Source organism: Shewanella sp. 4t3-1-2LB (assembly GCF_017368415.1).
GTDB lineage: Bacteria > Pseudomonadota > Gammaproteobacteria > Enterobacterales > Shewanellaceae > Shewanella > Shewanella fodinae.
Genome location: NZ_JAFNJD010000001.1, coordinates 149482 through 171746 on the forward strand (window position 1 = coordinate 149482; position 22265 = coordinate 171746).

General features: G+C 48.8%; 15 protein-coding genes. 11 read left to right on the forward strand and 4 right to left on the reverse strand.

What is annotated here, in order from left to right; genetic code table 11:
- The first annotated feature begins 37 nt into the window (after positions 1-37).
- Positions 38-325 carry a 50S ribosomal protein L25 gene (rplY, locus tag J3L11_RS00705; RefSeq protein ID WP_133038789.1) on the forward strand — a complete coding sequence of 96 codons (288 nt, stop codon included), beginning with the start codon at positions 38-40 and terminating at the stop codon, positions 323-325.
- Between the two features lie 62 nt (positions 326-387).
- On the opposite strand, the gene J3L11_RS00710 is transcribed toward rplY, so the two are convergent.
- Together J3L11_RS00710 and J3L11_RS00715 are read right to left on the reverse strand one after the other, a co-directional pair.
- Positions 388-4182 (reverse strand): translocation/assembly module TamB domain-containing protein, encoded by a 3795-nt coding sequence (locus J3L11_RS00710; protein ID WP_207569688.1) that lies wholly within the window; start codon positions 4180-4182, stop codon positions 388-390.
- Complete coding sequence (locus J3L11_RS00715; RefSeq protein WP_207569689.1) at positions 4179-5987, reverse strand: autotransporter assembly complex family protein; 1809 nt, start codon at positions 5985-5987, stop codon at positions 4179-4181. Before J3L11_RS00715 ends, J3L11_RS00710 begins: the two co-directional genes overlap by 4 nt.
- A 177-nt stretch (positions 5988-6164) precedes the next feature.
- Here J3L11_RS00715 and J3L11_RS00720 point away from each other — a divergent pair, with 177 nt between their 5' ends.
- The 8 genes from J3L11_RS00720 to J3L11_RS00755 all read left to right on the forward strand — a co-directional run bounded on the left by J3L11_RS00720 (position 6165) and on the right by J3L11_RS00755 (position 17640).
- Complete coding sequence (locus J3L11_RS00720; RefSeq protein WP_133038792.1) at positions 6165-7196, forward strand: isoaspartyl peptidase/L-asparaginase; 1032 nt, start codon at positions 6165-6167, stop codon at positions 7194-7196.
- A gap of 93 nt (positions 7197-7289) precedes the next feature.
- Positions 7290-7703 carry a CBS domain-containing protein gene (locus J3L11_RS00725; RefSeq protein ID WP_133038793.1) on the forward strand — a complete coding sequence of 138 codons (414 nt, stop codon included), beginning with the start codon at positions 7290-7292 and terminating at the stop codon, positions 7701-7703.
- Between the two features lie 97 nt (positions 7704-7800).
- A complete protein-coding gene (gene hrpA, locus J3L11_RS00730) occupies positions 7801-11682 on the forward strand; it encodes an ATP-dependent RNA helicase HrpA (protein WP_207569794.1) in 3882 nt (1293 codons plus the stop codon).
- A gap of 366 nt (positions 11683-12048) precedes the next feature.
- Positions 12049-12642, forward strand: a complete 594-nt coding sequence (locus tag J3L11_RS00735) for a 4Fe-4S dicluster domain-containing protein (protein ID WP_189615321.1) — start codon at positions 12049-12051, stop codon at positions 12640-12642.
- A gap of 2 nt (positions 12643-12644) precedes the next feature.
- Entirely contained in the window at positions 12645-15185 is a 2541-nt protein-coding gene (locus tag J3L11_RS00740; RefSeq protein ID WP_207569690.1) for a molybdopterin-dependent oxidoreductase, read from the forward strand.
- 474 nt (positions 15186-15659) lie between these two features.
- On the forward strand, positions 15660-15977 hold the full coding sequence (locus tag J3L11_RS00745) for a DUF2314 domain-containing protein (protein ID WP_207569691.1): 318 nt from the start codon (positions 15660-15662) through the stop codon (positions 15975-15977).
- A gap of 83 nt (positions 15978-16060) precedes the next feature.
- Positions 16061-16534 (forward strand): hypothetical protein, encoded by a 474-nt coding sequence (locus tag J3L11_RS00750; RefSeq protein WP_207569692.1) that lies wholly within the window; start codon positions 16061-16063, stop codon positions 16532-16534.
- A 98-nt stretch (positions 16535-16632) separates the two neighbouring features.
- Entirely contained in the window at positions 16633-17640 is a 1008-nt protein-coding gene (locus J3L11_RS00755) for a DUF4062 domain-containing protein (RefSeq protein ID WP_207569693.1), read from the forward strand.
- A gap of 148 nt (positions 17641-17788) precedes the next feature.
- Here the strand turns inward: J3L11_RS00755 and J3L11_RS00760 are convergent, their stop codons facing one another.
- Positions 17789-18175 carry a VOC family protein gene (locus tag J3L11_RS00760; RefSeq protein ID WP_207569694.1) on the reverse strand — a complete coding sequence of 129 codons (387 nt, stop codon included), beginning with the start codon at positions 18173-18175 and terminating at the stop codon, positions 17789-17791.
- Between the two features lie 133 nt (positions 18176-18308).
- A complete protein-coding gene (locus tag J3L11_RS00765; protein ID WP_207569695.1) occupies positions 18309-20039 on the reverse strand; it encodes a DUF885 domain-containing protein in 1731 nt (576 codons plus the stop codon).
- 172 nt (positions 20040-20211) lie between these two features.
- Here J3L11_RS00765 and J3L11_RS00770 point away from each other — a divergent pair, with 172 nt between their 5' ends.
- Both J3L11_RS00770 and J3L11_RS00775 read left to right on the forward strand, forming a co-directional pair.
- A complete protein-coding gene (locus J3L11_RS00770; RefSeq protein WP_207569696.1) occupies positions 20212-20844 on the forward strand; it encodes a glutathione S-transferase in 633 nt (210 codons plus the stop codon).
- Positions 20845-20971: 127 nt separating this feature from the next.
- A complete protein-coding gene (locus J3L11_RS00775) occupies positions 20972-22051 on the forward strand; it encodes a GGDEF domain-containing protein (RefSeq protein ID WP_207569697.1) in 1080 nt (359 codons plus the stop codon).
- Positions 22052-22265 lie beyond the last annotated feature (214 nt).

Here is a 22265-nt window from a genome sequence, read left to right on the forward strand (position 1 = left end):
GGCGACCAGTTATTTTTATAATCAGAGAGTAATTGTTATGTCTTACACAATTCCAGCCGCTACCCGCACAGAGATTGGGAAAGGTTCGAGCCGCCGCCTGCGCCGTGAGGGTAAAGTTCCAGGCGTTATCTATGGTACCGGTAAAGAGCCAGTATCTATCGTTTTTGATCACAAAGACATCATCAACGTGCAGACTAACGACGATTTCTATACCAGCGAGCTGACAATTGTCCTCGATGGCAAAGAAGTGAAAGTCCGCGCTCAGGCGATGCAACGTCACGTGTTCAAGCCAATCATCGAACATGTTGACTTTGTTTACGCTTAATTCGCGACACTTCTGAAAAAGCGCCCTTGGGCGCTTTTTTTTGTGGGTAAACATCACTGCCGTTACAGATCAAAACTGTAATAGATGTCGAGCGATTGTCCTACAGTGCTGGTGACAGACTCCAGATAGAGTTTTGATAAAAGATAGTAGCGCACTGTCATCTCATAACCGGGGTTGAATACACCAACGCCGTATTTGAGCATCAAATCCTTGCCCAGATAACCACTGATCGCGACTTTGCCATCGTCATTGGTGTCGAGTTGCACGTTGGAAAATCCAAATTTTTCCACCAACCCGGCGGCGGTGTTACCAATATTACTCAACGCTTGACCACCGCCAGTGACCTGCCCACTTAGGGCCATCGCCGCCCCCAGCATTAGCGAGTTATTTTGGCTGGAGTCATAGCCTTTGCCCTGAACAATATAGGATAGGATTTCAGCCTGCTCCTTTGCCGGGTTGGAAAATAGTGTTACTACTGGTTTTTGCGGTGTGCCGGTGACCCGTACCCCAGCAACAACATCGTCATCTTTTATCTCGCGGATCGCCTCAACATTGAGATTGGGTACTTGTGGTGGCCCGGCAAATTGCAACTCACCCGTGGTAATGGATAATGTTTGCCCCATAAACCGGTAACTGCCGTCCAACACTCGAATATTACCAAAAAGCTGTACCGGCTTATTTGCTTGCTGTTGTAGTCGCAGGGTGCCGCTGAGCATGCCTTTTAAGCCATAGCCGTCTATGGCTACTTTATTGCCAACATTGAGCCCAATATCGGCACTGATTGCCATGGGCGCCGCGCGCGCCTGTATTTGCGCCACGGAATCGTCAAACACCACGTCCTGTGATACGCCGACACCGCCATCGGGTAATTGCATGATGCTGATATTGCCGGACGGAATATCGACAGAACCTTTGACATCTAGACGTTTGGGGGCAAAGTGCAACTGTAGATTTGGCGACACTTTGAGAATAGCCAATGGCGGTTGGATCAACGTCAGCGCCTTGCCATTGAGTGCCAGATCGCCTTCAAACTGGCCGTCAGTCCAACGAATATCACCCTGCATTTCGCCGTTGCCATCGCCCATTTTCCAGTTACCCTGCAAGGTGGCATGTTGCCCCGCAAATGCTAGCTGTAGCTGAAGTTGCTCAATCTTTGTTGGGTTGGTTGTGCTTACTAATTCACCGTCTTTTAATTGCAGTTGGCCACTGAACTGTGGATCTTGTAGGCTGCCTGCAATGGCGATATCAGCGTTAACTAGCCCCTGCAGTGTTTGCAACTGTGGCACCAGCCGCTGCAATGGTTTGAGATTGATTTGCTGCATTTTGATTGAACCCTGTAGCGGGTGCGTGGGTGAGACCCCAATATTTAGCTGGCTGTGTAACTGCAGAATGTCGCCGGCGGTAAATTCTACTTGGGTCGTCAAGGACTGTTGATCCAGTTTTGCCTTGATAAAACCCCCATCAAAATCGATGGGTGCCGGTGAGTCACGCCCTTCCGGGAAGCTGATGCGTCCCGGTGCAATGTTAAACTGTAATTGTGCTGTGGGTTTCATTTTGGGTGACCAGCTTACGCTGGCATCCATATCGGCCTTGCCTTGCCAGAGCACGCCTTCAGGCAGCAGGTTTGTTAAGAGCTCTCCTGGTTCTCCGGTATAATGCAGCGTTGCCACACCTTTATCGGCAATCGTCACTGGTTGCTGCAGACATAGCAGATTACGATCGGTCTGCAAGCATAATGGTGCCACTTGCCCCTGCTGTTTTTGCAAATCCCAACGGAAACTTGCCGGATGTTGCAGTTGCCAGCGACCGATATTCGTATTTAATTGCAGTTGTTCTAGCTGAGCGCTCACGAGCTTTTTTTGTTGATCATAGCGATTGTTAAGCGTGAGACTGATGCTCTGAGGCCCCTGACTGCTGAGGGTGAGCTGCTGCTGGTTGAGATCGCCATCGGCAACCAATGTCAGACTATCCAGTTGCTGGTGACTGAGCGTGAGCGCATGAGCCTGCAACTGCAGCGAGAAGGCATGTTGGTCCAGCGGTGTATAACGGCCATTAACTTGGGCGCTTTGCAATTCGTAGTCTTTAAAGCTGAGCTGTGCGGCACTACCGTCAAGGAGCAACTGCGGATGTGACCCATCACCCCGTACCGTGATATCAGCATTGATACTGCCGTGGGCTTGCGGATAGAACATGGCTAACTCTGGTACTGTCAGCTTGCCGTTAAGATCCCATTTCTCGCCGGCATTACCGTCTAGCGATAAGGCGGCGTTAAAGGCGGTCAGTTGTAGTCCTTTGCTGTGCAGATGCCAGCGTTGATCCACATCGGCACTCCCGGTCAGTGCAAAGGGCGTTTTCGCCGCCGAACCTTGCAGATTCGCTGCGGCTATTGCAACCTGCCACTGTTTATCCGCTACATGTCCGTGAGTGTTAAACGAGCCGCTGATGCTGCTTTCGGGAATAGTGACATCATCAGTAGTTAAGGCAATCTTAGCTGCATTCAGTTCTTCGACTCCCACCTTCGCCCGCCACTTAATGCCGTTAGCGTAATCCAATGAACCTTGCAGTGTCAGTTGACCAGCAGCAGACCAGGCTTTAAAGGCGGCGATGTCTAGCTGCTGCGGCTTATGCGAAACATCGGCGGTTATGTCAATTTGTGATAACCAAGGCGTGTCAAAGTTACCGCTGATAGTTGCCGTCTGTTGCTGCAACGAACCGTTACTGTGCAGTGTTAGTCCTGCTACGGCATATTGCGGTTCAGTCAACGGCCAGTGTAGTTTGCCGTGCTCTACGGTTATGTCATAAGGTAGGGCGGCGTTGGTCAGGTCGATATGACCATTAATGGCGGCCTGTTGTTCACCATTTAACTGCAACTCCGCCTGCAGATGCCGGAAATCACCCGTTAAAGCGGCCGTCAGTTGTTGCGACTGTAGACCTGGAAGTTGCGGGAGCTGCTGGATCTGCAACTGTGCGTGGAGTGTCAGCGGATAGCGTCCTGCTAGTGTGATGTCCCCGTCAAACTGCCCATCACCATAGTCATGATTGAGCTGTAGGTGTTGCAGTGCCAGGTGCTGGCCGTAAAAACTGCCCTGTAAATCCAGCCGGGAAAATTTATCCTGACGCTCACCCATTATCAGCGTTGAGTCAGTCAGTAGCGCCGATTGGATATTAAGGGGAAATGGCATGGTGACTTCAGGTAGCTGTGCCAGTGGCCACGATGGGTCACTGTTGGTGTCTTTGGCAGCGCTAGGGATAATGACTTGAATGCCCTGCGTTTGTAGAGACTCAACTAGCAGTCCACTTTTTTGCCAGGTAGCGGCTAATGTAAGTTCGCTGCCGCTGAAGTGCATATCGTTCACTTGCACTTGGACCTGCGCTAATCTGGCGGCTCTTAACTGGATACCAAAGGGAAGTTGCAGTTGGTTGTTGGTCGTGGTGGTTGAAGCCGCAGTGGCATCTGCTAATTGCGCCGTGATAACAGATACTGTCGCCCCGTCCATCTGCAACTCGTCTACACACAATTGCGCCTGCAGCAAACAGGCGGGTCGCCATTGCAGTAACAGATGTCCACTGTGCACACTAATACCAGGCATCTGCCAGGCGGCTTGTTGCAGTTCGAGTTTATCGTTGAGCGTGCCACTTTGATAACTGAGTTGCAGATCCGGCACCAGCCAATCTGCCAACTTGATGGCTAAATGGCTACCTGGTCCGGTTCCTACCAGCAATGCTAAGAGCAGCAGTAGACATGTTGGCAGATACACCAACAGCCGCAATAGCCAGTTGATGGTGCGGCGCAAGGGCGTTGCTGCCTGACGTTCCTGTGCTGGGGGAACATTCGGCATTTCATGTTCAGCCGTCATAGTTCTGTTCCCATTGTCAGGTGAATGCGCCAGGGTTGGTAATCAATATCGGGATCGTGTACGCCAAAGCCGATATCCAGCTTGATGGGCCCCAGCGGTGATATCCAATGGACACCACCACCTACAGCAACTATGGGTGCCATCTGACCGTTATCATAAGCGTTACCCGCATCAACAAAGGTGGCCAGCCGCCAATGAGGTGTTAGGTAATATTGATATTCCAAGCTGCCAACAGCGAGATAACGTCCACCGATGACTTCCCGAGATAGCACCCCATCGCTATTGGTATATTCGCGATAAGGGCCCAGCTCTTGGTAACTATAGCCACGGATACTCTGGTCTCCGCCTGCAAAATAGCGCAGTGACGGTGGCACAATAGCCAGATCATTATTCGTGACTACATTCATCCCTAAATCCAACCTGGCCACAAAACGATGTTTGTCAAAAAAAGTATCAATCCACTTAAAACGCGCTTCAAATTTGCTGAGTCTGGCATCGGAGCCAAGTGCTGGGTCGGCATATTCAACGCTGTACAGCTGCCGGAAACCCGATTTAGGGTCAAGACTGGCATCACCGCGCACTGTTTTGCTGATACTGGCACCCAATAGCAGAAATTGTGGGTCATAAGTGACATCCGATTGGGTGTATTCTTCGCGTAGCATGTCCAGCGAATAATTGAACAGCCAGCCGTGACCTAAGCGTTTATTGCGGCCGATGCCGATCAGTCGCTTGCGAGATTCCAACTGTCCGGTGTTATTGAACTCTTGAGTTGCATTGTCATACTGCTGAGTGACGCCATATTTATCCCACAACAATCCAAACCGCAGTTTTAGTTGATCATCCAGCGGATGACTTAGCGGTATGGTGTAAGTGAACATGACTTTTGGCCGATCGGGTGACCATTCAATACTGGTTTCCTGAAAATGGCCATAACGGTTAATTTGCGGCGTGCGCCAGATAAGCTTAACTCTGGGGTCGATTTCGCTATCAGAACTGTTGCCAATATCGGCACCTAACCCCACTTGAAACGAATGATCAGGCTTTGGCGATAACTCCACTTTCACCGGCACTTGGTCATTACTGAGTTTATCCAACTGTGGCAATACCTTGATGCTAGCGAAATAACCGGTATCCACCAGTTCCTGATTGAGTGCTGACAGTCTCCGAGTGCTATAGGTGGCGTTGGCATCAAAGGGGATCAGTTTGTCGAGAAACCCCGGCTTTAACGTATGCCCCCCAAAACTGACCTTACCGAAATGGTAACGTTTGCCAGAATCAAAGCGCAGATTGATTTTGGCCAGATCCAGATCGCGGTTGATACGGATCTCCGCTAAGGTGTAATGCCCGTCAAAATAACCGCGGGATAATGCCAGCGTTGCTAGCTGTCCCTTGACGGATTCATAGTCACCATGGTTCAGCGGGTCGCCGGGTTTTATCTTTACTTGATCCAGCCAGCGATTAACTACTGTGTCGCTACGAATTTCGCCATCCAGCACTATGTCCACCCATTGAATACGGGTGACATCACCGGGCGTGATGGTCAAGGTGAGTTGCCAAGGGCCATCTTCTTTCTGTTCCAATTGTTGTTGTAGCTTGCCGTGGTAATACCCCAACGACTGCAAGGCATCCTGCACGCCATTGCTGACATCAAATAACCAAGCGCGTCTTTGTGTGTCATTTTCAGGCATGGGGCCCAGATGTGCCAGAACATTGCGTTTTAGCGCGCCTTCTACGCCGTTGATCTGCAATTTTAACAATGGGTTATCCGCAGCCAGCAAAGGCCACGATATCAGCAGCATGGTCATGGTTATTAACCATACAAAAGGGGTAACAAGGTATCTGGTGAACAAAAATCCAACCCGGCATTGCGACATTCCTGAAGGATATTGTTACCTTTGCATTATCCGCAAGCAAGCCGTGGATTGTTTTTCCTAAGTAAAACCGCTACAAAGGGGACAGCTTGTTAACACGGAAACAAAATAATGAAAACCAAAATAAAAAAACTATGGATGGCGCTGACCCTGCTGGCGACTCCTTCTCTGCCATCATGGGCGGCAGAACCGCCTTATGCCATTGTGATTCACGGCGGTGCTGGGACGATTTCTAAGGCCAATCTTACGGACGAACAACTGAAACAATATCGCGCCAAACTCACCGAAGCGGTCAATGCTGGCTATAAAATTCTTGATGATGGGGGCAGCAGTATCGATGCGGTTCAAGCCGCCATTAACGTACTGGAAGACAGCCCGCTATTTAATGCCGGACGTGGCGCGGTTTACACTTGGGACGGTAAGCATGAGATGGACGCCTCGATTATGGACGGCAGTACCATGAATGCAGGCGCCGTTGCCGGTGTCAGCCATATTGAACATCCTATCGATCTAGCGCGTGCCGTGATGGAAAAATCTGAGCACGTGATGCTTGCAGGGGCTGGGGCCGAGGAGTTTGCCTTGACTCAGGGCTTTAAATTGGTGCCTGCCAATACGTTTGATACCGAGCATCGCTACCAGCAGCTACAGGATGCCAAGGCCAAGATAGCTGCGGCAGAAAAGAAAGACTACCAAGCTAAAGTCAATCCTCTGGATCTAGACTACAAATTTGGTACGGTGGGGGCCGTGGCTCTGGATAAACAGGGCAATCTAGCGGCCGCCACCTCTACCGGTGGCATGACCGCCAAGCGTTTTGGGCGCATTGGCGACTCTCCCATTATTGGTGCCGGAACCTATGCCGAAAATGGTGTCTGTGCCGTGTCAGCAACCGGTTGGGGAGAATATTTTATTCGTTACCACGTGACCGGTGATATCTGTGCTCGTGTGAAATATCTGCATAAATCGATTATAGAGGCCGCTGATGAAGTGATTAACCAGCGGTTAATCGGTGCCGGTGGCACAGGTGGTGTCATCGCTATTGACCAGCGTGGCAACATTGCCACTCCGTTCAATACTGAAGGTATGTACCGTGCCAGCCGCAAGAATGGCGAAGATCCGCTGGTGATGATTTGGCGTGATCAGTAAAAACTAATTAAGACAATCGACTTATCGCATTTTCCCTGAGTGCTGAATCACAACTACACTTAACGAGTAAACTTTCAACCTTGGGGAAAGGTAATGGATATTAAAGTCAGCGATCATATGGATCGTAAGCCGGTGTTATTGTCGCCGGAGATGACCATAGCTGAAGCCGTGGAACAACTGTTGAATCAACATAAAGCCGGTGCACCTGTGGTCAATGTAACTGGGCAATTGGTGGGCTTTTTATCACAGCAGGATTGCATGGCCGCAATGCTGAAAAGCAGCTATTACTGTGATTTGGCGGATCTGGTTAAAGACCGCATGCGTACTGAGGTATTGTGGGTTAATCCCGACCACAGTGTGTTATTACTGGCGGAACAGATGCTGGGGCAAAAACCCAAAATCTATCCAGTGGTGGAACATGGCCGGGTGGTTGGGGTCATTGATCGTTTCAATGTATTGTCGGCTATCCGCAGTTACACCGAGCATTGTTATAAAACCCCCGCCTGATTGTCGATAAAGCCAGCAATCACCTTACGATATTTACAAACCATATCCAAAACGGCGTATCCTTGTTAGGATCGCCGTTTTCTTTTTATTGGATGTTATTGTTTTGAATCGCAAGTTGTCCCCACTTTCCCAAGAATATCTGGCGCAGTGCTTTCAGGCTGATGCTGCCGTTATTCGTCGTGCGCTGGCTAAATTGCAACATCAGCAAGATGCAACGGCTAAAGCTGCCAAACTGGCTGAATTAACCGAACAGGCACAGGCGGCGTATGAGCGGGTACAGCAGCGACTGCATAATCGTCCAAAAATTCATTACCCAGAAGAGTTGCCGGTATCGCAAAAACGCGATGAAATTGCCGCGGCCATTACTCAGCACCAGGTCGTGATTGTTGCTGGGGAAACCGGTTCTGGTAAAACCACGCAGTTGCCCAAAATCTGCTTGGAGCTGGGGTTCGGCAGCCGCGGCATCATAGGTCACACCCAGCCCAGACGACTGGCGGCTCGTAGCGTAGCGTCAAGAGTCGCAGAAGAGTTGCAGACCGAGTTAGGACAGGCGGTCGGCTTCAAAGTGCGTTTTGCCGATGCGATTTCCAGCGATTCTTATATCAAACTGATGACCGATGGTATTCTGCTGGCGGAACTGGCATCAGACAAGTGGCTGTCGCAATATGATTGTTTGATTATCGATGAGGCCCACGAGCGCAGTCTCAACATCGATTTCATTCTTGGCTATATGAAACAGATCTTGCCTAAAAGGCCGGATCTTAAGCTGATTATCACTTCTGCCACCATCGATGTGGAACGTTTCTCGCGCCACTTTAATCATGCACCAGTGGTGGAAGTCAGTGGCCGCACCTATCCCGTAGAAACCCGTTACCGGCCGCTGTTACGCGATGAAGATGAAGATCTTGACTTGATCGAAGGGATTTTTCACGCAGTTGATGAGCTGGTAGCAGAAGGTCCCGGCGATATTCTGATTTTTCTGAATGGTGAACGGGAAATCCGTGATGTGGCGGAGCAACTGAATAAGCGTAATTTGCGGGATACTGAAATTCTGCCATTGTATGCGCGCCTGTCTTATGGTGAGCAATCCAAGGTATTCAAGTCTCATATTGGCCGTCGCATCGTACTCGCCACTAATGTGGCCGAAACCTCATTGACGGTTCCCGGCATCCGCTATGTTATCGACCCCGGCACCGCCAGGATCAGTCGTTATAGTTATCGCACTAAAGTACAGCGATTGCCGATAGAACCCATTTCACAGGCCAGTGCCAATCAACGACAGGGCCGTTGTGGCCGCGTGGGGCCGGGTATCTGTATCCGGCTGTATGCACAGGATGATTTTAATAACCGTCCGCAGTTTACCGATCCGGAAATTCTGCGAACCAATCTGGCGTCAGTAATCTTACAGATGTTAGCTATTGGCCTGGGGGATATTGGTGGTTTTCCTTTTATTCAACCGCCGGATGAACGCAATATCCGTGATGGTTTTCTGTTGCTAGAAGAGTTACAGGCAGTAGAGCGCCATAAAGGGCAACTGCGGTTGACCCGATTAGGGCAGGAACTGGCGAAAATTCCGGTAGATCCGCGTTTGGCGCGGATGGTGCTGGAAGCCAACAAACTCGGCTGCTTGCAGGAAGTAATGGTGATTGTCGCCGCGCTGTCAATTCAGGATCCGCGCGAGCGGCCCATGGATAAAAAACAGGCGGCAGACGAAGCCCATAACCGCTTTGCGGATAAGTCATCGGACTTTGTCGCGCTGCTTAATTTGTGGAACTACCTCAAACAGCAACAACAGCAGTTGTCTGGTAATCAGTTCCGCAAACAGATGAAGGACGAATATCTGTCTTATTTACGGATCCGCGAATGGCAGGATCTGTATGCGCAGTTACGCCAGAGCGTGCATGATTTGAAATGGCGTTTAAACAGTGAACCCACGAGTTATGACCCACTGCATCAGGCATTGCTGTCTGGGCTTTTGAGTCATATCGGCTTCAAAGATCAGAATAATGAATATCAGGGCACCCGTAACCGCAAGTTTTATATTTTCCCCGGCTCGCCCTTAGCCAAAAAAGGCCCCAAATGGGTGATGGCGGCTGAACTCACTGAAACTTCACGCTTGTTCGCCCGTAGCTGTGCGGCTATTGAACCGGAATGGCTGGAATCGTTAGCGGCCCATCTCATTAAAAAGCATTATGTAGAACCGCATTTCGAGGCTAAACAAGGTTCGGTCATCGCCCTAGAAAATCAGGTGCTGTACGGCTTGACGGTGGTCAACCGCCGTAAGGTGCAGTTTGGCCCGGTCCAACCGGTAGAAGCGCGGCAGATTTTTATCCGTAGCGGGCTGGCAGAAGGGCAGCTGAAGCTGTCGGATACATTCTATAAACAGAATTTGGCACTGCTTGAAGAGGTCGAGTCGCTGGAACATAAATCGCGGCGGCGCGATATTCTGGTCGATGAAGATACCTTATTTGCCTTTTACGATGCGCGTATTCCTGAGGGGATTTTCAATCTGCCACTGTTTAACAAATGGTGGCGTCAGCAGCAACGGCAAACGCCAGAGTTACTCAATTTCAGCCGTGAATTGCTAATGCAGCGTGACGATACCCATGTCTCGGCGCTGGACTTCCCCGATAACTGGCAGCAGGAAAAACTCACCTTGCCACTGAGTTATCGTTTTGAACCTGGCGAAGAAGACGATGGCGTGTCGCTGCATATTCCGGTGGCGTTGCTTAATCAAATAGAAGACAAAGACTTTGAATGGCAAGTACCTGGATTACGCGAAGAAAAATGTATCGCATTGATAAAGTCACTGCCTAAACCACTGCGGCGCAACTTTGTCCCGGCACCGGATTATGCCCGTGCCTGTGTGCAAGCCATGCAGCCGCTGCAACAGCCGTTACTCGATAGTTTATGTCGGCAGTTGCTGCGTATGAGCGGTACTAAAGTGTCGCCAGAAGATTTTGATGTAACTGTGGTGCCACCGCACCTGCTGATCAACTTCAAAATTGAGAATGACCAAGGCCAATTGATTGCTCAAGGACGTAACCTGGATGAGCTGAAAGCAGCGTTGCAAGGGCAGGTGAAACAGGCTATTTGCCAAGTGGCCGATAAAGGCATAGAGCAGACAGCCCTGACGGAGTGGAGTTTTGGGGAGTTACCCAAGGAATATCAACGGCGTCGCGGTAGTTATGAGGTGAAAGCGTTTCCGGCGCTGGTGGATGAAGGTGATAATGTTGCCATCAAACTTTTTGATGACGAACAACAGGCGCAATGTTTACATCGGCAAGGCGTGCGTAAATTGCTGCTGATCAATATTCCGTCGCCGGTAAAACATCTGCAGCAGGCGTTGCCCAATAAAGCCAAGCTGGCAATGTACTTTAACCCGTTTGGTCAGGTGCAATTACTGATTGACGATATCATCCATGCAGCAGTGCAGCAGATCCTTGATGAACAGGCGTTGGATGTCCGTTCACCGGCAGCGTTTGAACAGGCCAGAGATATAGTACGGCAAGAGCTCAACAGTACGGCTGAAGCCATTGCGCTCAAGGTGGAAGAAATTCTCACAACCCATCAACGTATCCGCAAACGCCTCAAAGGTAAAATCAACCTGAATATTGCTTTTGCTATGAGTGATATTCAAAGCCAATTAGAGCAACTGGTGTTTAAAGGTTTTGTGGAAGCAACAGGCTGGCAACGGCTAAGTGATGTGATCCGCTATCTAAAGGCGATTGAAATCCGGCTGGATAAACTGCCGGTGGACCCAAACCGTGACAAACTGCATCTGCTCAGTATTCATAACGCCACTGCAGAATATCAGGCAACGCTGGCAAAATTGCCTAAATCACAAGCGGTGCCTCCAGCGTTGGCAGAAGTACGTTGGATGCTGGAAGAGTATCGGGTGAGTTGTTTCGCGCAAACGCTTGGCACTGCTTATGCCATATCGGAAAAACGCATTCTTAATCAATTAAAATCAGTGTAATCCCGTGACGCATCCGTTGTCTGCAGCACAACGGCATTGTCATCGCTCTAGTCGGGAGCTATTTTTGACCGTTGCTGCAAAAAATCACTACGGGCAATGACTCGAAGCGACGGCAACATTGAGAGCTTTTGTGTCGTTGCTAGAGACGTTGCAACACCGGCACTTTGACCGATTCTTGGTGAATTAATTAGCGCTTGTGGCAACCTAGCGTGACTTGAGTCGAGCATTTGCATTTTAGTATTTCAACTAAATCGTTTAATAAGCCCGCACCAATCATTTTGCCATGTGTTGGCCTGTGCTTACGAAAGCAGGGTTCGACTGGGATGTTGTGCAGTTATTTAAACATCTCAGTTAGGACTCGAATCTATGTCGTACCGAATGATCGTCGACACTAATCGTTGTGTCGGTTGCCACGCATGTTCTGTGGCGTGTAAGCAAGAGTTTCAAGCCCCGCTCGGCCATTTTCGTCAGATGACCATTTATCGTGACGTTGGCAGTTTCCCCCAGGTTAAGCGTGAATTTCTGCCAATTTCCTGCCGTCATTGTGAACACCCAGATTGCATGGTGGCTTGCAAAAACCAGGCAATTCACAAAGTGGACGGTACCGTTCAGGTGGATGAAAGCCGCTGTAATGGCTGTGGTGATTGTATTAGCGCTTGCTCCATTGGGGCCGTGTACGTGAATCCCTACACCCAGAAAGCCGAAAAATGCACCTTGTGTTTGCACCGTCTCAAGGTGGGTTTGCAACCCGCGTGTGTTTCCACTTGTGTGGCAGACGCCATCAGCATCATCACCGACAATGCGCCTATTCCTAGTAATGCCGTAGGCATTAAAAACCGCGCCTCCGATACCCCTCGCAGTCGTCATATTGGCGTGTCGCAAGCGATGCTCGACAAACTGCAGGAAGGTAAACCATTTGATCCACATCTGTATGAAATCGACCAATGGGGCGGGGTGTAATTATGGAACGTCGTGAGTTTATTAAGAAATTTGCTGCCACTGTTGCGGCGATGCAACTAGGCGATGTGATTTCACTAATACCCAATGCCGTTGCCGCCGAAGTACCAACGGCGGCGCTGAGTCGCCTTCGTTTGGCAGACAGTATTGCTGATGTGCTGCGCGTCCCAAGTGTATGCCTTAACTGCTCTAATGTTTGTGGGATGAATGTGTTGGTCAAAGACGGGCAAATTCTTGGGGTCGAAGGCAGCAAAACGGATCCGAACCCACAAGGTAAGCTGTGTGCTAAAGCCCACGGCGGGGTGTCAGCCGTAAACTACCCTGAACGTATTGTTTATCCATTGAAACGGGTAGGGGAGCGTGGTTCAGGTTTGTGGCAGCGTATCACTATGGAAGAAGCCTATGAGATGATCGCCGAGCGCATCAAACCGGCGATTGCCGCAGGTCATCCTGAGCGCGTCGTGTTCCATGGTGGTCGTAATAAAATTGGTGATATTGTCGGCCGCTTTATGAATGCGGTGGGTTCGCCAGTTGTGCTGAACCACCGTGCGCTGTGTTCTGCTAACAAGCGTGCCGCGAACCTGACCTCCATTGGCGATAAAGATTGGGAAACGGTTGACGCCGAACGTTGCCGTTATTTCTTAAACTTCGGTTCTAACTTCTTAGAAGCGCACCAAGGCGGCTTCCCGTTAATGCGCCGTTACGTCAAGGCGAAAGCTGCTGGTGCTAAGATGGTGACCTTCGACGTAAGACTGTCTAACACCGCGGGGCGTAGCGATGAATGGCATGCGCCATTCCCTGCCTCAGAAGGTGCGGTAGCGTTGGCAATGGCACATGTTATCGTGAATGAAAATCGCTATGACGCTGAATTTGTTAATGCGTGGATGAATGTTTCGCTGGCGGAGATCAAAACCTTCTTAGCACCCTATACCCCAAAATTTGCTGAAGAGGCTTCAGGTATCGCCGCAAGTGATATCGCCCGTATTGCCCGCGAGTTTGCAACGGCGGCCCCCGCGTGTGTTGCCTTTACTAACCGCGGTACTCAAGGGCATCAAAACGGCTTTAACAATGAGCGAGCCGTAGTATTACTCAATGCGCTGGTGGGCAGTGTTGGTGCTGAAGGTGGTTACGCTTACGGCGGTTCGCAAAGCATTAAAGGCAGTAACTTCCCCGAGCCAGCACCTATTCCGCCGAAACCGAAGTTCAGCACCGATCTGGAAGATCCCAAACAATATCCACTTTCCAATCACTGGGCCAAAATGAAGGTGAGCGAGCTGGTATTTGACAAGCTGCTCAAGGGCGAACATCAGGTGGATGTTTATCTGTCGTACACCATTGCGGCCCCACAAAACTGGCCTGAAGGCCCGCAAGTGACCGTGGCAGCATTGAAAGATGAGCAGAAGATTAAGTTCCACGCCTGCTCTGATGTGGTCTACTCCGAAATGGCGCATTACGCCGATTTAATTTTGCCTGATGCCACCTATTTTGAGCGTTACACCATTGATGCGCGCAACGCTTATGAGCTGCAGCCCTACATGGTGTTGCGTCAGCCTGCAGCTGAACCGCCGTTCGACTGTGAAAACTTTGCCGATAGTTTGATTAATATTGCCAAGCGCTTAGGCCCAGATATTGCTAAATATTTCGACTTTGACTCCTATGCTGAGTTTGTTGCTTATCGTTTGAATTCATTGCCAAAACGTGATGGTTTGAACGGCTTTGACTACATGAAAAAACATGGCGCTTGGGTATGGGATAAGCCCAAAAACTACCGCCCGTTTGCTAAAACGTTGAGCGCGGAGCAATTGCTAGGCACCACTGTTGAAAACGGCGTGATCTACCAAGAAGTTAAAGGTAAAAAGCAGGCCATTGGTGTGATGCAAAACGGCGTTGCCAAACGTGGCTTCCAAACGCCTTCTCGCAAGTTTGAATTGCATTCACCCTATGTTGAGCAGATGGCGCAACAATTGGGCATTAAAGATGATGGTTGGCCACACTTCGCCTTTCCTGAATCCATGACTCAACGTAAGCCTCATCAGTTGGTGTTGACCACCTTTAAGTGGAACGTCCACACCCAAGGCCGCACGGCACCGCAAAAATATCTGACGGAAATTGTGCACGACAATCCAGCATGGATAAACCGCCAAACCGCCAAACGTCTTGGGGTTAAAAGTGGTGACTTTGTTGAAGTGACCTCTTACCGCCCTGTGTCAGACTACCAAGTGCATAATCCCAGTGAAGTAGTCGGTAAAATCAAAGTAAAAGTGGTGGTGACTGAAGGTATCCATCCAGATGTGATTGCCATTAGCAACTCTATGGGCATGAACTACGGCGGTCGTATCGCCGAAGGCCGCAACGGTAAACCAGCCGAACTGCCAACTTTTGCCCAAGCGGAAGATGCCGATATGGTCAATCACATTTGGTGGGATAAACGCCGTGGCGGAGCTGGTAACGGTTTTAACCCCAATAGCTTAATCCCCATTAATCCTTCGCCGCTGGTGGGCAACCAATCCTGGAATGACACCATTTGTGATGTAGTAAAGGTGTAATGATACGCTGACATCGTTTAAAGGGAGCGATTGTTCCCTTTTGACAGCAAGATGATGGTGAAACACCGAACTGGGCTTAACTGAGTTAGCAAGTTGTCGGCGGCGCTGCAATAAACGGACTTTCTGACCTAGAAATTTTCATCCGTATATCTCAAATGTTGCAATGTCTTGCGATGCCTAAAGCTGGACAGGTATACAGTCATATTCAAATGATGGCGGAATTGAACAATTTTTATCCTACTATCGTGCGCGTTTTCACATTTTAGTCAAAATTAATATGATTAAAATCATTTACTTATAAATTTCACGGATTAGATAATAGGTTTGGAAAACGCGCATGCGCGTTTTTCCAGATGGTGAATTTAGCAAAATACTGATAAGTTCATTACATACAGATAGTTAACTGTGCGCGTTTTTACTGGTCCAACGAGGTAAATGCGCATGCGCACTAATAAAATGTTATGTGGAGAAAGGATGAGTGCCACATTTGAATTAGCGGACGCGTACTCTAGAGCCAAGGAAAACCCAGATACATTCGAGCTTCCAGCAGATGAAAAGGTTCGTACGCTGGAGCCCGGCAGTCTCGTAAAGCTTGTATTTCTCATCTCCTATGAGAACTCAAGAGAGGAATGGGTGACTGAGGGGGAGCGTATGTGGGTAGAGGTAAGTGAGAATAAATATCCTAACTTCACCGGCGTTCTGGATAACGATCCGTACTGCACAAATGAAATCAAGTCTGGGATTGTGATTCTTTTTACAGCAGCGAACGTTATCGCTATTTACGAGGCTTGAGTTGAGCCACATAACAAGTAGCTGCACAGGAAAATTTACTCGCAAGCTCGCAATTTTCCTGTGAGCTAGGCGTTAGGCACCGTATGGAAATATCTCGTACATCATTCGTTATTTTGTTAGCAGCTTTCATATGTCCAGTCATGGCAACGGGCAACAATGATCCATTTTGCAAGCCTATCAATGCTTTTGTTGAATCAATCAAACCTGGTGAAACACATGAAATAAAGTTCCTCACTGCTTGGGGAAGCAACTTTAAAGGTCATTCGGAACCTGTTCTATCAGCAAAGCGCTGTGAATACCAAGGCTACGAGCCAGCTTCATTTGCTTGCAAGGTGTTGATGGATTCTGCTTCTGTTGAGTTTGCGGGGAAAAACGCGATGCGAGTTGTTTCATGTCTATCACCGGAAACGCAATTTGCTTCGGGAATCCAGTTAGAGAACGTCTCACTTTATTTTTCACATGGTACAGATGAGCGTGGCAGTGAAGTTGTAGTTGAGCTCTCTGAAGATAAGGCTTTGGGGGCTATGGTATTGAAGGTTGTTGCTAATGGATATTGATCTTAAGTCTAACAAGTTAAATCAGCGGAAAACCATTCGCTGTGCTCGTGTTTTCCGCTGTTTAAAGCGTTAGGCGCTACCACCAATAAAGGACAATCATGGAAAAAAGATATCAGGTGTTTGTTAGTTCAACTTATGCGGATTTGAAAGATGAAAGACAGCATGTGCTACAAGCACTTATGGAAATGGACTGTATCCCAGCAGGAATGGAATTGTTCCCAGCCGCTGATGAAGAACAATGGGAGTTCATTAAGAAAATCATCGATGATTGCGATTACTACCTTCTTATCATTGGCGGGCGTTATGGCTCTGTAACTCCTGACGGTATTAGCTACACAGAAAAAGAGTTCGATTACGCGGTTGAAAATGGATTAAAGGTTGTAGCATTAATACACGGATCTCCAGACGATATTCCTTTCGGTAAATCAGAAAAAGATCCGGAGTTACGGGACAAGTTACTAAGTTTCAAAGATAAAGTAATGGATGGGAGATTAGTAAAATTTTGGAGCACTGCACAAGAGCTACCTGGCTTGGTTGCATTAAGTCTTACTAAGACCATTAAAATGTACCCAGCTGTAGGCTGGGTCCGTGCTAATAATGTTGCGAACGAAGATATTCTCAGTGAGATCAATGAATTAAGAAAGCTTAATGCATCACTCCAAACTTCTTTATCTAAAGCTGAAGCTCAACATAGACCCGCAGTAGAGGGAATGGCTGATCTGGACTCAGCTCTCAAAGTTAGTGGCACGTATAAAACTCAAAATCCAGGATATAACCCGAGAAGCCATGCCTTTACTTGTGAAATTACATGGCGAGAGTTATTTGCACTTATTTCACCATACCTAATAGAACATCCCAGCGATGCAGCTGTTAAATCTAAGTTAGCAGAAGCTCTGAAAGAAAAAGAAACGGGCAGCACTTCAGGGTATTCAGCAACAATAAACGACCAAGAATTCAAAACTATTAGTATTCAGCTTAAAGCTTATGGTCTAGTTAGCACTAGATATACACAAACCACCAAAGGTGGAATGGCGTTATTTTGGTCATTAACTCAAAAAGGTGAGCAACTAATGATAGAAAGTCGCGTCGTAAGAGAAGGCGCCTAACAAATCAAAGCACTCGGACGCAGCAAAGCTGCGCCGGTGTTTGAGGCGTTATGTGAATTAATAAGGTGACACAATTGGCATCATCAAATGCGTATACAGAAGCTTATGGACAGCTGGGCGAGTTTTACTTGCCCACTACAACAAGTGGCTAGGCTTCACGTGTTGCAGACAATAATTTCAGCTCTATTTTGTTGTCTTCTGGGTCATACATGTAGAGTGAACGGCTGTAGCCGCGAGCCCCATATTTTTCACTGAAGGGTTCAAACATCACGCCTTGCCGCTGCAGAAAGTCGACGACCCGCGATTCATCAATTTCGGCAATGTTGAAGCAAAAATGCTCAACATTCGTCCCTTGTTCTGGTTGGTCACGGCGTTGTAAATCTATCAACACATTTCCCAGCCGCAGTTGCCATAATGGTGGCTGCTGTATTTGCCGCTCCAGTTGTGCGCCCAGTACCCGGCCATAAAAATCGAGCATGATCTCAATATCGCTGCACAGCAATACCAGATGATCTAACTCCATGACTCGTAACATAATGCCTCCGTAACAAGCGGGATACGTCAAGTGTAGCGGAGTAGGGGAAATTTGCTGCTGATGGAATTGAGGGATGATTATCAGGAAATTTGGCGGAAGCGGGCGCAGCCTCTGCGACTGCGCCATATTGCGGTTACTTCACGTTGGGAATAAATTCGGTCTCTACCGCCTTTTTAAGCAGTTTGGGAGGAAGTAGCCCTTGTTTCAGGATGAAATCATGAAAGTCTTTTTGATTAAACTTATCTTGTAACTTTATCTCAGTCGCTACGCGTAATTCCCTGAGGTTCATATAACCATAGAAATAAGATGTGGCTTGGCCGGGCATTTGGAAGGTGTAGCGGTTGATCTCCTGCTGGGCAAAGGCATCCGACAGTACTACATCATCGGTCAGCACTTTTTTAGCGTCTGCAGGACTGATAAGCCCAAGATTTAACATCGGATCCAAAAACGCGCGTGCAGCTCGTTGCTGGCGGGCTTGCAATGAGAATAGCTGGCCTTCTTTGGGCAGATATTGCTTCATGATGGCTTCTGCGTATAAGGCCCAGCCTTCCACATTGGCACTGTTCATGGCAAATATGGCCCGCGCCATGGAAACGCCTTGTTCAATCATGTTAGAAAATTGCAGTTCATGGCCTGGCCGGGCCTCGTGGACGGTCAGCGTCCAGGAAAAGCCTTTGCTGGTAAAATCGGTGACGCGTTTGCCTCCGGCATTAGGGTCAACCATTGGCAGCACAAACTCACCATATTCTCCAGTGTTGCCCACAAGTCGTGGCGGATTCATATGCGCTGCGGGTATTGCCGCAGATTCTGCCGGTGACGCCAATCGAATATTGGCCGGACGTTGTGGCAGGGTGACAATATTGTGGTCGCGCACAATTTTCTCAATATCCGCCAAACGTTGTTTGAAAAAAGGTAAGACATCGTCACCGGTGACCTGTTGTTTTTTCAGCTCGCGGATAACAAAGCGATAGTCATCATTTTTATATCCTTTTGCCTTAGCAATATCGGTTGCCAGTGCCTGCATCTCGTCACGGAGCTCGGCATATTCAAACAGGGCGCGTTGAATGAGTTCTTGAGGCGCAATATCCACGCCGACATTTTTCAGCGCGTTGCTATAGAGGATTTCTGGCATCACATTGGATTGCCGGGTGACAGGCAATACCGTGGATTTAAGCCACTGTTGGTAGTCGGTGAGTTGCTTAGAAAGTTTGGCAAAGGCTGGCTGCCAACCTTGTAATTTATGGGCCGTTAATAGCTGCTCTATCCCATGAATAAACTGTGGGGTATTGGCGATGGCTTGTTCTACTTCCTTGTAATAGGGCGCTGTCAGTTGCTTATTGGCTGACGCCTGAGCGGTGCGTTGCTGGGCTTGTGCCACAATGCCTGGCTGAGTGTCTGTTCCAACATAGGCATTGAGTCGCGCAACGGCTTTTTGCATACGTGCATCGCTGTTACGGTCATCCAAAAGCACTTGAATGCCCCCGAAGACTTTCTCAGCAACATTGTAGAAGGGCAGTTCGTATTGCTCAGACAGTTTGGCCGAGTCCAGTTGGCGTTGCAGCGCATCTATCATGATCTGCAAGTCCTGCATCACCCGGGCATCGTTTGTTTGCTTCGCGATGAGTTGCAACTTACCAATTTCATCGTGGAGGCTGTTAAGGTTTTTTGTTTCCGCAGCCAGGGTGAGATCGGAGGCGTTGCTATCGTAGGTTTCAATGCCCAGTTCTGAGCCACTTTCTGGGCTAGCCTCGGCAATTTTCTGCAACACTTCCATGGCATATTGGTTGCTGGTTGCCACCCATGCGGGCTCCGCCGCCGCTACAGAAAAACTGGCACAGGCGGCCAGCACTAACATTCGTTTCATTTTTAGTTACCTTTGCGTTGTCGATGCCGACATAAATATCTAGTGTTTATACGATAACTGTCGGCTAATGCCATCTAAAATCAGTAACATTTTATAACGACACTTTATCAATCTTGACTGATGTGACTGTTGGCGCAGAATGGGCGCTGGGCCATTCAAACAGGTATCACTTATGAAACTTATCGGCATGCTAGATTCACCCTTCGTGCGGCGGGTAGCGGTCTCATTGCAGCTACTTGGGCTGAAATTTGAACATCAGCCGTTATCGGTGTTCAGCACTTTTGAAGCGTTTGCTCAGATCAATCCAGTGGTGAAGGCGCCAACCTTGATTTGTGATGATGGTACGGCACTGATGGACTCCACCTTAATTCTGCAATATGCAGCCGCGTTGGCACCTGCTAGAAAATTATTAGCCGATGAGCCCAAGATATTACAGCGACAACTGCAACTGCTGGGTTTGGCTTTGGCCGCGTGTGAGAAGAGCGTGCAGTTAGTTTATGAACGGCAATTACGCCCTCAGGACAAACAATATGATGCCTGGACGCAGCGCGTCACCGGACAACTGCTGGCGGCCTATGAAGAGTTGGAGTCACAGATAACGCTGGCTTCGCCGCTGACCAGTGATCGTGTCGATCTGGCGGATCTCACGATTGCAATTGCTTGGCACTTTAGCCAACAGATGTTGGCTGAGGTGGTGATTGCCAGTGATTTTCCCAAGCTGACATCTTTATCTGCTATGGCGGAGCGCTTACCTGAGTTTCAGCGTGCACCTTTTGGCAGTGGCGCCTGTCAGTTCGCGCAGTGAGGCGGCAACGATCTGATAGCCGACAGTTGCAATTGTGAGGGTACGGCAGGCATTATTGAAATTACCGTCATATGTATTGTAATTCAGGATAAGATGTCTGGCTGACATCGGTCGGGAGTCTAGTCAGTTGATAATTCCTTCTTCAGATAAATTGTGTCTACTGGACCCGCACCAAGTAGATTTTCAGCAATGGCATCTGCAATCCAAAACGCCGCATATCCGCTATATCGCCTTTGTGACGGCGTTGCTGTATTTGCTCTATGCGCTGTTGGAAAATGGCCTGGGGCTGCGGCATTCTGAACAACGATTGTTGGTGCATGGGCTATTAGTTCCAGGGTCACTGCTTATTATCGGCGCCTTAAGTTACTATCCGCGGTTGCATAGAATGATGCGGGCCTTGCTGGTTATCGCGCCCATCGGTGCCATTTTTGCTAACTTATGGTTTAACATTGCCACGGCACGATTTCCATTTTTTGCGCCGGAAATTTATCTGGCAATCATCTGGACCTTCGCTATTTCCGGGTTAACGCTGCGTTACGCCGCCATATCGGCCTCAGCATCGGCGATATTAGTGCTGGCGATGACTTATCTTGAAGGCGTATCCAGTTATTTTCTGGAATTGCACCTGTTGTGGATCCTGTCAGCATTTCTGTTCGGGTTGGTGAATGCGCTGGTGTTGGAGCGTGCCAATGCCAGCTTATATTTGCACCAGCGGACACTGGCACATAGTGCTAGCAGTGATGGGCTGACCTCGCTGTGGAATCGCACCAAGATAGCGCAATTGTTTGACTGTGAAACGGCCCTGAGTCACCGTGAAAAGTATCCCATATCGCTTATTATGCTGGATATTGACCATTTTAAGTTGGTTAACGATACCCACGGACATGCGGTAGGTGACAGTGTGCTGATCAATTTTGCCAATTTATTGCTGCATAATGTCAGGCTGCAAGATCATGTCGGGCGGCTAGGCGGAGAGGAGTTTGTTATCCTGCTGCCCAACACTGATGGTTCTCAGGCCGCAACGGTTGCGGCACTGTTGCAAGAAAAAATCAATCGCTTTGATTTCGTGGGGGTTGGCCACAAGACTGCCAGTTTTGGCATCACTCAATATCGCGAAGGTGAAACGCTTTCTGCGATGTTGAACCGTGCCGATCAAGCGCTATATCGGGCAAAAGCCAATGGTCGCAACCGCATAGAAGTGTTGTAACTAACCCCTTAAAGGGCTCCCTCATTAACCTCGGAAATATCGCCAGTGATTATGGCGTAAACCACATTTTGTGGCCCATATCTGCGGATAAACACAGCATAATAAAGCGCCTAATAGCTAAATTTACAGGTACTTCTGCTGCTCTATCTGTTTTTGTGTAATTGTTAATAGACTATTAAAAAGCCCAGTATTAACTACGCAATATCTAAAATAT

Coding starts and splice junctions, on each gene's coding strand:
- rplY (WP_133038789.1), top strand. CDS start 38: ATGTCTTACACAATTCCAGCCGCTACCCGCACAGAGATTGGGAAAGGT.
- J3L11_RS00710 (WP_207569688.1), bottom strand. CDS start 4,182: ATGACGGCTGAACATGAAATGCCGAATGTTCCCCCAGCACAGGAACGT.
- J3L11_RS00715 (WP_207569689.1), bottom strand. CDS start 5,987: ATGACCATGCTGCTGATATCGTGGCCTTTGCTGGCTGCGGATAACCCA.
- J3L11_RS00720 (WP_133038792.1), top strand. CDS start 6,165: ATGAAAACCAAAATAAAAAAACTATGGATGGCGCTGACCCTGCTGGCG.
- J3L11_RS00725 (WP_133038793.1), top strand. CDS start 7,290: ATGGATATTAAAGTCAGCGATCATATGGATCGTAAGCCGGTGTTATTG.
- J3L11_RS00735 (WP_189615321.1), top strand. CDS start 12,049: ATGTCGTACCGAATGATCGTCGACACTAATCGTTGTGTCGGTTGCCAC.
- J3L11_RS00740 (WP_207569690.1), top strand. CDS start 12,645: ATGGAACGTCGTGAGTTTATTAAGAAATTTGCTGCCACTGTTGCGGCG.
- J3L11_RS00745 (WP_207569691.1), top strand. CDS start 15,660: ATGAGTGCCACATTTGAATTAGCGGACGCGTACTCTAGAGCCAAGGAA.
- J3L11_RS00750 (WP_207569692.1), top strand. CDS start 16,061: ATGGAAATATCTCGTACATCATTCGTTATTTTGTTAGCAGCTTTCATA.
- J3L11_RS00755 (WP_207569693.1), top strand. CDS start 16,633: ATGGAAAAAAGATATCAGGTGTTTGTTAGTTCAACTTATGCGGATTTG.
- J3L11_RS00760 (WP_207569694.1), bottom strand. CDS start 18,175: ATGTTACGAGTCATGGAGTTAGATCATCTGGTATTGCTGTGCAGCGAT.
- J3L11_RS00765 (WP_207569695.1), bottom strand. CDS start 20,039: ATGAAACGAATGTTAGTGCTGGCCGCCTGTGCCAGTTTTTCTGTAGCG.
- J3L11_RS00770 (WP_207569696.1), top strand. CDS start 20,212: ATGAAACTTATCGGCATGCTAGATTCACCCTTCGTGCGGCGGGTAGCG.